The following is a 16,526-nucleotide window of genomic DNA, read 5'->3' on the forward strand; positions in this document are numbered from 1 at the left end:
AGGAGAAAACCCGATGGTCCGAGCACGTGTCGAGGACGTCTGGCCGCTGTCGCCGCTGCAGGAAGGGCTGCTGTTCCACGCTTCGTTCGACGACCAGGGCACGGATGTGTACCAGGGCCAGCGCGGCGTCGACCTGATCGGGCCGCTGGACGCCGACGTACTGCGCGCATCCTGGGCAGCGCTCCTTGACCGGCACGCCGCGCTGCGGGCGAGCTTCCGGCGGCGGAGTTCCGGTGAACCAATGCAGGTCATCGCCCGCGAGGTGCCCCTGCCCTGGCAGCAGGCGGACGTCAGCGGGCTGGCGGAAGCCGAGGCGGCCGCCGATATCGAGCGGCGGTGCGCGGCGGAGCTGCGGGAGCGCTTCGACCCGGCCACGCCGCCGCTGCTGCGACTGCTCCTCATCCGCCTCACCGAGGACCGCCACCGGCTCGTGCTGACCAGCCACCACGTCCTCATGGACGGTTGGTCGCTCCCCGTACTCTTCGGCGAACTGGCGGCCATCTACGCGGCCGGCGGCGATGCGCGCGAACTGCCCAGGGCCACCTCGTACCGGGACTACCTCGCCTGGCTGCAGCGCCAGGACAAGCCGGCCGCACGGGCGGCCTGGCAGGCGGAACTCGCCGGTGCAGACACGCCGACGCTGGTCGCCCCGGCCGACCCGGGCAGGCGCCCCGGCGAGCCGGCGAACCTCATCACCGACCTCTCCGCCGAGCTGACCCAAGACCTCACCCGGCTGGCCCGCGGCCAGGGCGTGACCCTCAACACCGTGATCCAGGCGGCCTGGGCGCTGGTCCTGGGGCAGCTGGCCGGCCGCACGGATGTGGTGTTCGGTGCGACCGCCGCCGGCCGGCCCGCGGAGCTGCCCGGTGTGGAGTCCATGGTCGGCCTCTTCATGAACACCCTCCCCGTGCGGGTACGCCTCGAGGCCGCCCAACCGGTCACCCAACTCCTCGCCGACCTTCAGAAACGCCAGTCCGCGCTGATGGCCCACCAGCACCTCGGACTGCCCGAGGTGCAGCGGCTGGCCGGCTCGGGCGGCGTCTTCGACACGATCGTGGTGTACGAGAACTACCCCAGCCCGCCGAAGGAGGAGCCTGCTCCGGAACGCCTCGAAATCCGCCGCACACCGGCGGTGCGGGACGCCTCCCACTATCCGCTCGCGCTGATCGTGGTGCCCGAGGAGCGGATGCATCTCAAGCTGGACTACCAGGAGGAGCTGTTCGGGCGGGTAGACGTCGCCGCGATCGCAGGCCGGTTGGTGCGGGTGCTTGAACAGGTGGCCGCCAATCCGCGGGTGCGGGTGGGCGAGCTCGAGCTGCTGGCTGCTGGTGAGCGGGCGCGGGTGGTGGGGGAGTGGAACGCCACCGCGCGGCCGGTGGGGTCGGAGACGTTGGTGGAGCGCGTCCGGGCGTGGGCGGTTCGGGCTCCGGAGGCGTGTGCGGTGCGGTGTGGCTTCGAGGCCATCTCGTACGGGGAGCTGGAGGCGCGGTCGAGTCGGCTGGCCCGCTGTCTGCGGGGTGTTGGGGTCGGTCCGGAGTCGCGGGTGGGTCTGCGGTTGCCGCGTGGTGTCGACATGGTGGTGTCGATGCTGGCGGTGTGGAAGGCCGGGGGTGCGTACGTGCCGCTGGATCCGGAGTATCCGGCCGACCGCCTGGAGTTCATGGCGGTCGACAGTGGCGCATCCGTGGTGATCGATCCGGAGTGGCTGGACGAAGCGCGGGCGGAGATCACTTCGGAGGCCGATGCACCACCCGATCTGGATCAGTTGGCGTATGTGATCTATACCTCCGGTTCTACGGGGCGCCCGAAGGGTGTGGCCGTCGCGCACCGGGGTGTGGCGAATCTGGTCGAGGCGATGGCGCCGGTGCTCGGTGCCGGTCCTGGCGAAGTGACGTTGCAGTTCGCGTCGTTCAGCTTCGATGCCTCGGTGCTGGACGTGGCCGTGACCCTGGCGTCGGGTGGCACGTTGGCGATCGCCACCGGTGAGGAGCGCACGGATCCGCGGGCGCTGGCGGAGATGATCGATGCGGCCGGGGTGACGGTGGCGAGCGTGGTGCCGTCGCTGCTGTCGGTGCTCGACCCGCAAGCAGTCCCAGGGGTACGGAATTGGGTGCTGGGTGCGGAACGGCTGACCGCCGACCTTGCCGCTCGCTGGCGGGCGCAGGCGGGGCTGTGGAACACCTATGGGCCGACTGAGGCCACCGTGATGACCACGGCCGTGGAGCTGCCCGCCGGCCTCACGTCCGATGGTGAAGCGCCGGCGATCGGCAGTCCGCTGCGCAACACCCAGGCGTACGTCCTGGACGATTTCCTGCGCCCGGTGCCGGTCGGTGTCACGGGTGAGGTGTATCTGGCCGGTCCGGGCCTGGCGCGCGGTTACCTGGGCCGCCGGGGCCTGACCGCGGAGCGGTTCGTGGCCTGCCCCTACGCAGCGGGCGTCCGCATGTACCGCACCGGTGACCTGGCGAGGTGGAGCGACGACGGGCTGCTGCACTTCCAGGGCCGTGCCGACGAACAGGTGAAGATCCGCGGCTTCCGCATCGAACTCGGCGAGATCGAATCCGTCCTCACCACCCACCCGGATGTCACTCAAGCCACCGTCATCGCCCGCGACGACCGCCTCGCCGCCTATCTGGTCGCCGACAGCCCCGACCTGAGCACGTCCGCCATCCGCGAGTTCGCCGCCGCCCGGCTTCCGGAGTACATGGTCCCGGCCATCCTGACCGTCCTGGACGCCCTGCCGCTCACCCCCAATGGCAAGGTCGACAAGGCGGCGCTGCCGGCGCTCGAGTACGCGGCCGGCCAGGGACGGGCCGCGGCGACGCCCATGGAGGAGATCCTCTGCGGGCTGTTCGCCGATGTGCTGGGCGTGGAACGGGTGGGGCCGGACGACGGCTTCTTCGAGTTGGGCGGCGACTCGCTGCTGGGCATGCGGCTCGTCGCCCGTATCCGTGCGGTGCTGGACGCGGAGGTGAGTATCCGCCACCTCTTCGGCGCGCCATCGGCCGCTGGTCTCGCGCGGCAGCTGGCCGGCGCCGGCGAACACAAGCGGCTGGAACTGCTGCCGCAACCGCGCCCCGACCAGGTGCCGGTCTCGTACGCGCAGCGCCGCATGTGGTTCCTGAACCGGCTTGCCGAGGCCGGCTCGGAGGCAGCGGGGGCGTACAACCTGCCGCTGGCGCTGCGGATGGAGGGTGAGCTGGATGTGCAGGCGCTGGAGGCGGCGCTCGGCGATGTCGCCGACCGGCACGAGAGCCTGCGCACCTTGTTCCCCGATGCGGATGGCGAGCCGTGGCAGCAGGTGCTGGAGTGTGTGGCCGGACGGCCGACGCTGGACGTGCATCCGGCCGATGCGACGCGGCTGGAGGAGCTGCTCGCGGCGGCCTCAGGCCGTGGGTTTGACCTGAGCGCTGAACTTCCGTGGCGGGTGTCGTTGCTGCGGGTCGCGCCGGGGGAGTTCGTGCTGCTGTTGGTGGTGCATCACATTGCCTCGGACGGCTGGTCGATGGGGGTGCTGGCCCGGGACTTGCGGGCGGCGTACGAGGCGCGGTGCGAGGGTCGGGCGCCGGCCTGGGAGCCGCTGCCGGTGCAGTACGCGGACTACGCGCTGTGGCAGCGGGAGGCGCTCGGCGACCCGGACGATCCGGAGAGTGTGATCAGCGGCCAGCTGGCGTACTGGAAGGACGCACTCGCCGGCGCGCCGCAGGAGCTGGCGCTGCCGGCCGACCGCGCTCGCAGGGGAGAGCCCTCTTTCCAAGGCGGCAGCGTTCCGGTGTCGGTGGACGCGGACACCCACACGCGACTGGTTGCGGTGGCGGCCAGGGGCCGGGCGACGATGTTCATGCTGGTGCATGCCGCGCTGTCGGTGCTGCTGTCGCGGATGGGCGCCGGGGCGGACATTCCCGTGGGCACCGGGATCGCGGGGCGTGGGGACGCGCAGCTGGAGGGGCTTTCGGGGTTCTTCGTGAACACGCTGGTGCTGCGGGCGGATCTGGCCGGTGACCCGTCGTTCGCCGAGGTGCTGCGGCGAGTGCGGGAGACGGATCTCGCGGCGTACGGGCATCAGGATGTGCCCTTCGAGCGGCTGGTGGAGGAGCTGAACCCGGCGCGCTCGCTGTCGCGCAACCCGCTGTTCCAGGTGATGCTGGCGCTGCAGAACGTACCCGAAGCGAAATGGCAGCTCCCGGGCCTCCGGGTCACCCCGCTCCCGCCCGTGGCGGAGTTGCCGGCGCGGTTCGACCTCTCCGTGACGCTCGGCGAGCGGCGGGATGCGGACGGCTCTCCGGCGGGTCTCGGGGGCGGGATTCTGTACGCGGCGGATCTCTTCGACGAGTCGACCGTACGGGTTCTGGGCGACCGTTTCGTGCGAGTGCTTGAGCAGGTGGCCGCCAATCCGCAGGTGCGGCTGAGCGAGATCGACGTACTCGACGCGGACGAGCGGGCGCGGGTGGTGGAGCAGTGGAATTCCACTGCGTGGCCGGTGCGGTCGACCACGGTGGCGGAGGCCATCGCGGCGCAGGCCGCCCAGTCGCCGGATGCGGTCGCGGTGCGGTGTGGCGCCGAGGCGGTGTCGTACGGGGAGCTGGGGGCGCGGTCGAATCGGCTGGCCCGGTACCTGCGCGGGCTGGGTGTCCGGTCCGAGTCGCGGGTGGGTCTGCGGTTGCCGCGTGGTGTCGACATGGTGGTGTCGATGCTGGCGGTCTGGAAGGCCGGGGGTGCGTATGTGCCGCTGGATCCGGAGTATCCGGCCGATCGCCTGGAGTTCATGGCGGTCGACAGTGGCGCGTCCGTGGTGATCGACGTGGAGTGGTTGGCGGGGGCCGGGAGTGTGATCGCTGTCGAGCCTGATGCGCCGCTTGAGGTTCTGCTGGACCCGGATCAGTTGGCGTATGTGATCTATACGTCGGGCTCGACAGGGCGGCCGAAGGGTGTGGCTGTCGCGCATCGGGGTGTGGCGAATCTGGTCGAGGCGATGGGGCCGGTGTTGGGTGCGGGACCTGGCGAGGTGACGTTGCAGTTCGCGTCGTTCAGCTTCGATGCCTCGGTCCTGGACGTCGCCGTGACCCTGGCGTCGGGTGGCACGCTGGCGATCGCCACCGGCGAGGAGCGCACGGATCCGCGGGCGCTGGCGGAGATGATCGATGCGGCCGGGGTGACAGTAGCGAGCGTGGTGCCGTCACTGCTGTCGGTGCTCGACCCGCAAGCAGTCCCAGGGGTACGGAACTGGGTGCTGGGCGCCGAACGGCTGACCGCCGACCTCGCCGCTCGCTGGCGGGCGCAGGCGGGGCTGTGGAACACCTATGGGCCGACTGAGGCCACCGTGATGACCACGGCCGTGGAGCTGCCCGCCGGCCTCACGTCCGATGGTGAAGCGCCGGCGATCGGCAGTCCGCTGCGCAACACCCAGGCGTACGTCCTGGACGATTTCCTGCGCCCGGTGCCGGTCGGTGTCACGGGTGAGGTGTATCTGGCCGGTCCGGGCCTGGCGCGCGGTTACCTGGGCCGCCGGGGCCTGACCGCGGAGCGCTTCGTGGCCTGCCCCTACGCAGCGGGCGTCCGCATGTACCGCACCGGTGACCTGGCGAGGTGGAGCGGCGACGGGCTGCTGCACTTCCAGGGCCGCGCCGACGAGCAGGTGAAGATCCGCGGCTTCCGCATCGAACTCGGCGAGATCGAATCCGTCCTCACCACCCACCCGGATGTCACTCAGGCCACGGTCATCGTCCGCGACGACCGCCTCGCCGCGTACGTCGTATCCGCGACCGAGTCGGATCCCGCAGCCATCCGGGAGTTCGCCACCACGCGCCTCCCCGACTACATGGTCCCGAGCAGCTTGACGGTCCTGGACCAGCTGCCGCTCACCCCCAACGGCAAGATCGACAAAGCCGCCCTCCCCACCCCCGAAGCGACCACCGGCCACGGCCGCGCACCATCCACCCCCGCCGAGGAGATCCTCTGCACCCTCTTCACCGACGTCCTCGGCGTCGACGAGGTCCGTGTCGATGACGACTTCTTCCAGCTGGGCGGGGACTCACTGCTCGGCATGCGGCTCGTCGCCCGGATCCGCGCGGCGCTCGACACCGAGCTGAGCATCCGGGACGTCTTCAGCGCGCCCACGGTGGCCGGGATCGCCCGGCTGCTCGGTGACGCCGCGGCCGAGAACCGGGTGGCGCTGCGACCGCAGCCGCGACCCGACGACGTGCCGCTGTCGTTCGGCCAGCAGCGTATGTGGTTCCTGAGCCGGATGGACGGCGTGGACTCGGAGGCGGCCGGCGCGTACAACCTGCCGCTGGCGCTGCGGATGGAGGGTGAGCTGGACGTGCAGGCGCTGGAGGCGGCGCTCGGCGATGTCGCCGACCGGCACGAGAGCCTGCGCACGGTCTATCCGGACCGGGAGGGCAAGCCGCGCCAGGACGTGCTGGCCGGAAGCGGCGCTCATCCGCGGTTGACCGTCGTGGACACCGAGGAGTCCCGTCTCGACGAGACTCTGGCCGGGCTGAGCGGCCGTGGCTTCGATCTGGGTGTGGAGTTGCCGTGGCGGGTGTCGTTGCTGCGGGTGGCGCCGGGGGAGTTCGTGCTGCTGTTGGTGGTGCATCACATTGCCTCGGACGGCTGGTCGATGGGGGTGCTGGCCCGGGACTTGCGGGCGGCGTACGAGGCGCGGTGCGAGGGTCGGGCGCCGGCCTGGGAGCCGCTGCCGGTGCAGTACGCGGACTACGCGCTGTGGCAGCGGGAGGCGCTCGGCGACCCGGACGATCCGGAGAGTGTGATCAGCGGCCAGCTGGCGTACTGGAAGGACGCTCTCGCCGACGCCCCACCCGAGCTGGCGCTGCCGATGGACCGCGCCCGTACCGCGACCCCCTCCTTCCGCAGCGGCACGGTGGACGTCGACGTGACCGCGCCGACGCACGCCCGTCTGATCGAGGTGGCCGGGCGCGGCCGGGTGACGATGTTCATGCTGGTGCATGCCGCGCTGTCGGTGCTGCTGTCGCGGATGGGTGCGGGCTCGGACATCCCTCTCGGCACACCCGTCGCGGGGCGTGGGGACGCGCAGCTGGAGGGGCTTTCGGGGTTCTTCGTGAACACGCTGGTGCTGCGGGCGGATCTGGCCGGTGACCCGTCGTTCGCCGAGGTGCTGCGGCGAGTGCGGGAGACGGATCTCGCGGCGTACGGGCATCAGGATGTGCCCTTCGAGCGGCTGGTGGAGGAGCTGAACCCGGCGCGCTCGCTGTCGCGCAACCCGCTGTTCCAGGTGATGCTGGCGCTGCAGAACGTACCCGAAGCGAAATGGCAGCTCCCCGGCCTGCGCGTCACCCCTATGCCGCCGGCTGCCGCGCCCCCGGCGCGGTTCGACCTCTCCGTCTCGCTGGGTGAGCGGCGCGGTGCGGACGGCTCTCCGGCGGGACTCGGGGGCGGGATCCTGTACGCGGCGGACCTCTTCGACGAGCCGACCGTACGGGCCCTCGGCGACCGACTTGTGCGAGTCCTGGAGCAGGTGGCGGCCGATCCCGAGGTGCGGCTGAGCGAGATCGACGTACTCGACGCGGACGAACGGGCGCGCGTGCTCGAGGAATGGAACGCCGACACCCGGCCGATCGGCCCGCTGACCGTGCCCGAGCGCTTCCAGGAGTGGGCGGTCCGGACCCCGGATGTGGCCGCGGTGCGCTGCGGATCCGAGGAGCTGTCGTACGCGGAACTGGAGGCCCGGTCGAATCGGTTGGCCCGCTACCTCCGTCGGCAGGGCGTGCGCCGGGAGTCGCGGGTGGGGCTTCGGCTGCCGCGCGGCGTCGACATGGTGACCTCGATGCTGGCGGTCTGGAAGGCCGGCGGCGCCTACGTGCCGCTGGACCCGGAGTATCCCGCCGACCGGCTGGAATTCATGGTCATGTCCAGTGAGGCACAGGTCGTGCTGGACGACACCGTGCTGGCCGATGCGCGGGAGGCGATCGCCGCAGAGTCGGACTCCCCACTCGAAGTGGCGCTGGATCCCGACCAGTTGGCGTATGTGATCTACACCTCCGGCTCCACCGGCCGCCCCAAGGGGGTCGCCGTCCCCCACCGAGGCCCGGCCAACCTGGCCGAGGCGATGGGGCCGGTGCTCGGCGCCGGTCCTGGTGAGGTGACGCTGCAGTTCGCGTCGTTCAGCTTCGACGCCTCGGTCCTTGACGTCGCCGTGACCCTGGCGTTCGGCGGCACGCTGGCGATCGCCGCCAGTGAGGAGCGCACCGATTCGCAGGCGCTGGCCGCCATGGTCGAGCGGAGTGGCGTCACCGTCGCGAGCGTGGTGCCCTCCCTGCTCAGCGTCCTGGATCCGCAGACCGTTCCCGGCGTACGCAACTGGGTCCTTGGCGCCGAGCGGCTGACCGCCGACCTGGCCGCCAAGTGGCGTGCGGTCGCCGGGCTGTGGAACACGTACGGCCCGACCGAGTCCACTGTCATCGCTACCGCCGTGCCGCTCGACGAGGGCATCACACCGGACGACCAGCCCCCGGCGATCGGCAGTCCGCTGCCCAACACCCAGGTGTACGTCCTGGACGAATTCCTGCGCCCGGTGCCGATCGGTGCCACGGGTGAGGTGTATCTGGCCGGTCCGGGTCTGGCCCGCGGCTACCTGGGCCGCCGGGACCTGACCGCGGAGCGCTTCGTGGCCTGCCCGTACGCCGAAGGCGGGCGCATGTACCGCACCGGCGACCTGGCGAGGTGGAGCGGCGACGGGCTGCTGCACTTCCAGGGCCGCGCCGACGAACAGGTCAAGATCCGCGGCTTCCGCATCGAGCTGGGCGAGATCGAATCCGTCATCGCCGCCCACGAGCACATCGCCCAGGCAGCCGTCGTCGTCCGCGAGGACCGGCCCGGCGACCCCCGCCTGGTCGCCTACGTCGTCCCCGCCGAGGGCAGTGGACTGGAACCGGCCGCCGTGCGGGAGTTCGCCGCCGCCCGGCTGCCCGAGTACATGGTGCCGGCCACGGTGATGGCACTCGACGCGCTGCCGCTCACTCCCAACGGCAAGCTGCACAAGTCCGCGCTGCCCGCGCCGAGCTACGCCAACCTGGTCTCGGCGCAGGCGGCGCAGGGGGAACTCCAGGAGCGGTTGTGCGCCCTCTTCGCCGAGGTGCTCGGCCTGGACCGGGTCGGGCCCGACGACAACTTCTTCGACCTGGGCGGCAACTCGGCCCTGGCGATGCGTCTTGCGGGACGGGTCCGTACGGAGCTCGGCGCCGAGCTGAGCATCCGGCAGTTCTTCGGCGCCTCGACTCCGGTCGGCGTGGAGCGGTTGCTCGGCGCCAAGCTGCGGCCGCCGCTGCGTGCGGTCGACCAGCGGCCCGCCGAGCTCCCCGCCTCCGTATACCAGCAGCGGGTCTGGCAGGCGGAACGGGCGGCCGGCGCGGGTGCGACGAGCAACCTCGCCGCCGCGCTGCGGCTCGAGGGCGAGCTGGACGTGCCGGCCCTGCGGGCTGCGCTGGCCGATGTGGTGGCGCGGCATGAGCTGCTGCGTACGCGGTTCTGGGAGACCCCGGAGGGCACGCTGGTGCAGCAACCGGCCGAGGCCGGCGGCGACGATGCCGTACGCGACGGCCTCGCGGTGGTCCAGGCGAGCGAGGACGAGCTGCCGGGGCTGCTGGCGTCCCGCATCCGGCAGCGCTTCGACCTGACCCGGGAAGCTCCCTGGGCGCAGCATCTCTTCGCCCTCTCGGAGACCGCGCAAGCGCTGCTCATCGTCATCCATCCCATCGCGGCGGACGAGTCCTCGGTGAACCTGCTGATCCGCGACCTCGCCGCCGCCTACGGGGCGCGCCGCGAGGGGCGGGCGTCGGAACGGGCGCCACTGCCGCTACAGTTCGCCGACTACGCGCTCTGGGAGCGCGAGCTGCTCAAGGGCGAGGAGGAGGGGGAGAGCCTGGTCGCCGATCAGCTCGAGTACTGGAAGGCCGCTTGGGCCGACGCGCCACCGCGGACCGAGCTGCCGACGGACCGGGAGCGGGCCGCCGGGCCGGAGCGGCGCACCGCCTCCATCCCGATCCGGATCGCCGCGGACACCCACGCCCAGCTCCTTGAGGCGGCGGACGCCGCCGACGCGACCACCTTCACGGCGGTGCACGCCGCGCTCGCGCTGCTGCTCTCCCGGCTCGGCGCAGGCACGGACCTGACGCTGGGCACCGTACTGCCGCGACCGGACGGCGAGGAAAGCCTGGAGGGCGTGGTCGGACCGCTGTCCGGGCTGCTGTCGCTGCGCCTGGACACCCACGGCAACCCGGCCTTCCGCACCCTGGTCAAGCGGGCCAGGGAGGCGTACCAGGAAGCGCTGCAGAACCAGGACGTGCCCTTCGACCGGCTGGTCGAGCGGCTGGAGCCGAGGTCCAGCGGAACCCATCACCCGGTCTTCCAGGTCCTCCTGGACGTACGCGACGACATCGCCGAGAAATGGGAGGACGCGGGATTGCCGGGTCTTGCCACCACCAGGCTGCCGCTGCCGCCCCAGAACTCCCCGCTCGACCTGCGGCTCACCCTCACCGAGAGCTTCGAGGACTACGGGGACCCGGACGGCATCGTCGGCAGCCTGGACTACGCCGTCGACCTCTTCGACGAGCCGGAGGCCGCCGCCTTCGCCCGCCGACTGGTGCGGGTCCTTGAGCAGGTCGCGCAGGATCCGGAACTCCCGATCGGCCATATCGAGCTGCTGGACGAGGTTGAACGGGCCCTGACCGAGCGGCCGGTGGACGCGCCAGGCGACCAGGGCACGGACGTGCGGTGGCCGGACGGCACCCGTGCCCATCTACTGGACTTCTACCTCCGTCCGGCCCCGCCGGGCGCCCTGGGCGAGGTGTACGTCACCGGCCCGGCGCTCGCGCACCGCTACCCGGACGCGTCCGGCGAGACCGGCAGCCGTCTCGTCGCCAACCCCTTCGGCCGCCGCGGCGAACGGATGCTGCGCACCGGCCAGTGGGCCCGGCGCGAAGCCTCCGGCCTGTTGCGGCCGCACGCCGCGGGCGACCCGGACCGGCACCGGCGCGACGGCGTGGGCAGGCGCACCGTCAGGAACTCCGAGGACCTCGGGGTGCTGCTGCCGCTGCGTGCGGAGGGCGATCGCCGGCCGCTGTTCTGCATTCACCACGGCACCGGCCTGAGCTGGAGCTACGCCACCTTGCTGCCGCACCTGCCGGCCGACCTGCCGATGTACGGCATCCAGGCGCGCGGCCTCGCAGGACCGGAACCGCTGCCGCAGACCATGGAAGAGATGGTGGACGACTACGTCGACCAGATGCGGAGCGTGCAGCCGCACGGCCCGTACCGGCTGACCGGCTGGTCCTTCGGCGGTGTCGTCGCGCAGGCCATCGCCTGCCGGCTGGAGGAGCTGGGCGAGCAGGTCGATCTGCTCGCACTGCTCGACGCGTATCCGTACCGGGACGTCGGCTCCATCGGCGGCGACCAGGAGAACGGCATGGGCCCGGTGGACGGCAAGGGCACCTGGGACGAGGACAGTGGCACCGCTCCCGGCCGGGACGTGGAGGCGCGCGGAGCGCAGCTTGAGAACATGCGGGAGGTCATCATGAACATCGTCGGCCTGATCCGGGACCACACCCCGCGCCGCTTCAGCGGCGACCTGCTGGTGTTCGTGGCGACCGAGCGGCGCACCGAGAAGTTGCTGGCCACCGAGGCCATCGCGAGCTGGCGACCGTATGTCGCCGGGAACATCGAGACCCACGAGGTCACCTCCACCCACGAGGACATGCTCGAATCCGCGCACCGGTCCGGCATCGGCCGTGTGCTCACCGCGAAGATCCGTGCCGGAAGGGGCGATTGAGATGGCAGCGGAGAAGACCTTCGACATCATCCCGAACCATGTGCGGGAGGGTATGCAGCCGCCGCCCGGCCTGGCGCCGATGAGCGAGCACACGCCGCTGCTCGAGGACACCGGACCGGGGCTGATCAGCTGGGTCGCCACCGGTCGGGATGAGGTCCGGGAGATCCTCGGCGACGCCCAGTGCCGCTTCTCCACCCGGCCGCCGGCCGACAGCGAGGAGGAGTCGCGGGAGATCACCCAGATCGGCAATCCGCTGATGCACGACCCGCCGGAGCACACCCGGCTGCGCAAAATGCTGGCGCCGGAGTTCACGATGCGCCGGATGCGCCGGATCGAACCGCAGGTCGAGCGGATCGTCGAGGACCGCCTCGACGTCATGGAACGGGCCGGCAGCCCGGCCGACTTCATGCGGCACTTCGCCTGGCCCATCCCGGGCCTGGTCGGCTGCACACTCCTCGGCATCCCCCGCGACGACCAGGCGGAACTTGCCCGCCACCTCGACCTCAGCCGGCGCGACAACCGCGGCTGGCGGGCCCGCCGCGCCTCCGCCAAGGCCTTCGACGACTATGTGGCCCGCTACGTCGCCACCAAGCGCCGCGCCCCCGGCGACGACCTCGTCAGCGGGCTGATCAAGGAGCACGGCCCGGAGGTCACCGACAAGGAACTGGTGGGCCTGGCCGCCTCCGTCATGGCCGCCGGGATCGAGAACATGGTCGGCATGCTGGGCCTGGGCATCCTGTCGCTGCTCGACCACCCGGACCAACTCGCCGCGCTCCGCGACAAACCGGAGCTGATGGACCGGGCGGTGGAGGAACTGCTGCGCTACACCACCGTCGTCGCGGTGGCCTCACCGCGCACGGCGCTGACCGAGGTGCGCATCGGCGAGCACACCATCAAGGCCGGGCAGGTCGTCTCCTGCTCGCTCCTTGCGGTCAACCGCGCCCAGCCGGACGAGACCGGCCGCGACCATCTCGACATCCGCCGCGAGGGCAACAATCACCTGGCCTTCGGCCACGGCATCCACTACTGCGCGGGCGCGGCCCTGGCCCGCATGGAACTGCGGATCGCCTTCGCGGCCGTGCTGCGCCGCCTCCGCGAGCTGCGGCTCGCGGTGCCCCGCGAGGACCTGCGGTTCCGGCCGCCGTGGATGGCCACCTTCGGCATCGAGAACCTCCCGGTCACCTGGTAAACGGAAAGGCACCACATGCCGCAGCCACCGGAACTCCCCCCGCACCTGCGCCGCGACGGCCTCGACCCGACGCCCGAGCTGACCCGGATGAGCCACAGCACGCCCGTCGCCCGCGACCGGGGTGCCTTCGACTGGGTCGTCACGGGGCGCGCGGAGGTACGGGCGGTGCTCAGCGACACCGACCGGTTCAGTTCCGTGCCGCCCGTACAGCAGAAGGCCATCTCGCAGCCCAAGGAGGCCGGAAACCTGCTGCATCACGACCCCCCGGAGCACGGCCGGCTACGGAAGCTGCTGGCACCGGCCTTCACCACGCGGCGCATCAGCGCCATGGCGCCGGCCGTCGAAGCGGTGGTGGCCGAGCGGCTCGACGTGCTGGCCGGGAACGGGCCGCCGGCCGATCTGATGCGGCACTTCGGCTGGCCGGTGCCGGGCCTGGTCAGCTGCGCGCTGCTCGGCATCCCACGCGACGACCTCGCCCAGCTGGGTCGGATGCTCGACGTGCGCGCGCCCAGCCGGATGGACGCCCGCTCCGGCAGCCGTGCCCGGCGGCGGATAGCGGCACAGAAGGCGTACATCTCGTACCTCGGCGGCATCGTCGCGCGGCAGCGCCGGGAGCCCGGCGAGGACCTGCTCGGCACCATCGTCCGCGAACACGGGGCGGAGCTGACCGACGCCGAACTGGTCGGCGTCGTCAACTCGTTTCTCGCCGGCGCGCTGGAGAATTCGACGCAGATGCTGGGCCTGGGCGTGCTCACGCTGGTGCAGCACCCGGACCAGCTCGCGCTGCTGCGCGCGCGGCCCGAGCTGCTGGATCAGGCGGTGGAGGAACTGCTGCGTCACGTCGCGGTGGTGTCGACGGCGTCGCCGCGGACCGCGCTGGTGGACGTGACCCTTGGCGGGCAGCAGATCAAGGCGGGCGAGACCGTCTCCTGCTCTCTCCTCGCGGTCAACCGCACGCGCCTGCCCGGCGGTCCCGAGGACCGGCTGGACCTCACGCGTGCGGATGCCTCCGCCCACCTCGCGTTCGGGCACGGCGTCCACCACTGCATCGGGGCCGCGCTCGCGCGCGTGCAGCTGCGGGCCTCCATCGCCGGGCTGCTGGCGCGGTTCCCCGGGCTGCGGCTCGCCGTTCCGGAGGCCGAGCTGCGGTTCCGTCCCTTCGCCGTGCAGTACGGCGTGGAGGAGCTGCCGGTCGCCTGGTGACGGTGACGGCGGCCCGGGAGGGCCGCCGTCACCGTCGTCATACGGCGTCGGGGGAGCAGCTGTAGAGGGTTTCCCGGCCCTGCTGCTTCGGTTCTGCCTTGTCCTTCGAAGGCGTCGATCCGGCTTGATCCTTCGGCGCCTCGGGGCCTGGGCCGCCCTTCTGGTCCTGAGGCCCCTTCGGGCCCTTCTGGTCCTGAGGTTCCTTCGCGGCCTTCGGTTCTTGAGATCCCCGCGGAGCCTTCGCGCCATCAGGTCCCGCCGGCCGGCCCCCGTACGCCTTCGGCTCGACCTTGGTGCAGGTGGACCTGACCCAGTCGTTGATCTGCCCCACCGAGCTTCCGGCCTGCGACGCGCCCGACTTCTCGCCGCCGCTGCTCAGCAGCGCGAAGCGCAGCTTGCCGTCCGCGACCAGCTTGCGGTACTCGGCCAGGGTCGCCGAGTTGGCCCCGCCCGTGAACCCGCCGAGCGGCAGCACGGGCAGTGCCCTGGCGTAGATGTACGGGGCCGCCGCCTGCCAGTTGTCGGTGGAGAAGGTGTACTCGGCGCCGCGGTTGTGCTTCTGGACGTACGCCAGGAGTGCCTTCTGTTCCTTGCTCAGCCCGGCCGCGATGTCCCCGCCGCTCGGGCCGCCGGACGGTCCCGACGAGCGGCGCGGCTGCCCGGCAGCCACCGCCCCGCCCGAGGATACGACTGGCCCACCACTCTTCTTCCCCGCCTTGCCGCCCTTCGGCCGGTAAGGCGGCCCGGCGTACGCGTCGAAGGACGAACCTGCGTACTGGGAGTCCAGCACCGAAAGCGACCACGCCGTGGGCGCGGCGAACATCGCGACGCAGCCCGCCACCAGCCCGGCGACCCCGATCCGGCGGGACAGCCGGGCGTTCGGCGGCGCCGGCAGCACCGCGTACACGAGCGCCGCGCAGGCCGCGACGGTTGCCGCGAGGATCACGGGCGTGAGCCACGGCACGAAGCCGGGGTACTCCGCGGCCACATGCAGCGTCCAGGCCTCCTGTACGACGATGGCGGCCGGCAGCACCAGGGTCTGCGGCGGGCCGAGCGCCGTGCGGTGGAGGCGCCACATCGCCACGATGCCGGCGGCCGCCAGCGCGGCCAGCGCGGGCGCGAGCAACGTGACGTAGGCCGTGTGCGGGACCCCCATGGCGCTGAGCAGCACGGCCGAGGTGAGCAGCCACCCGCCCCACATCAGATAGCCGGCCCGCCGCTGGTCGGTGCGGGGGGCGCGGCGGTGCCGGGCCAGGCCGAGAACCAGGGACAGCAGCGCCAGCGGGTACAGCCAGCCGATCTGGGCGCCGAACCGCGGCCCGAGGAGCTTGCCCCAGCCGTCGGTGTCCGGCATGGCCTTGGTACCGCCCGCGCCGCCGCCCTGGCCCTGCGACGACGACCCGCCCTCGAAGGTCCCCTTGAACGAGCCGTCGATCAGGCCGTCGTGGAGCCGGTCGAGGCCGTTGTAGCCGAAGACCATGGCGAAGGCGCTGTTGTTGGTCGTGCCGTCCGCGTACGGGCGCGAGCTCTCCGGCGTGAAGGTCATCAGCGCGACCCACGACAGCGACACCGCGAACAGCACGCCGCCCGCCGCAAGGAGCTGCCCGAGCCGCTTGCGCAGCGGGTGCGGGGCGGCGATGAGATAGCCGAGGGCGAGCGCCGGCACGACGACCCAAGCCTGCATCATCTTGGCCTGGAAGCCCAGCCCGACCCACATGCCGCTGAGCAGCAGCGGGCCCAGGCGGCCGGTCATGACCGCCTTCTGGTACTGGTCCGCGGCCAGCACCAGGCACATGGTGAGTGACGCATCGAGTATCGCGTGGCCGAACATCGACGCCGCCACCGGCGTCATGGTCAGCAGCCCGGCCGCGGCAAGACCGGCCACCGGACCCTGCCAGCGGCGCACCACCCGGTACAGGACCAGCACCGACACCACGCCCTCCAGAACCTGGGGCAGTGTCAGTGACCAGGCGTGAAAGCCGAACAGCCGGGCGGCGAGCGCCTGCGGCCACAGAAAGCCGCCGACCTTGTCCAGGGTGATGGTGGCGGCCGGGTCGAAGGCGGTGAAGAAGAACGCGTGCCAGCTCTCCGACATGCTGCGGGCGGCCACCGAGTAGTACGGGGCGTAGGAACTGCCGGCGAGATTCCAGCCGTAGAGCACGGCGGCGAGCGCGGCCACCCCCAGCAGCGCCGGGCGGGCCCAGGACGGCTGGTCCGGGGGCGAGCGCCAGAACCAACGGCGGTGGGGCGGTGGGGCGGTGTCGGGGGAGGCCTTGGGGTAGGTGGCCGCAGCAGTCAGTGACATGCCCCCACCGTGTGAGGGCTTCGGTA

Annotated in this window: 4 protein-coding genes; 3 read left to right on the plus strand and 1 reads right to left on the minus strand. The window is 71.9% G+C overall.

The features are described from left to right. Positions 1 to 13 precede the first annotated feature (13 nt). The 3 genes from ACZ5GP_RS08385 to ACZ5GP_RS08395 are packed head-to-tail and all read left to right on the plus strand — an operon-like array spanning position 14 to position 14,195. A complete protein-coding gene (locus ACZ5GP_RS08385) occupies positions 14 to 11,803 on the plus strand; it encodes an amino acid adenylation domain-containing protein (protein ID WP_468750040.1) in 11,790 nt (3,929 codons plus the stop codon). A 1-nt stretch (position 11,804) separates the two neighbouring features. Then, positions 11,805 to 12,992, plus strand: coding sequence for a cytochrome P450 (locus ACZ5GP_RS08390; RefSeq protein ID WP_468750041.1), 1,188 nt, complete (start codon positions 11,805 to 11,807; stop codon positions 12,990 to 12,992). A 15-nt stretch (positions 12,993 to 13,007) separates the two neighbouring features. After that, on the plus strand, positions 13,008 to 14,195 hold the full coding sequence (locus ACZ5GP_RS08395; protein ID WP_468750042.1) for a cytochrome P450: 1,188 nt from the start codon (positions 13,008 to 13,010) through the stop codon (positions 14,193 to 14,195). Between the two features lie 37 nt (positions 14,196 to 14,232). Here ACZ5GP_RS08395 and ACZ5GP_RS08400 read toward each other — a convergent pair whose 3' ends face one another. Next, on the minus strand, positions 14,233 to 16,500 hold the full coding sequence (locus tag ACZ5GP_RS08400) for an ArnT family glycosyltransferase (protein ID WP_468750043.1): 2,268 nt from the start codon (positions 16,498 to 16,500) through the stop codon (positions 14,233 to 14,235). Positions 16,501 to 16,526: the final 26 nt, after the last annotated feature.

The organism is Streptomyces sp. NPDC031466, from assembly GCF_055581265.1.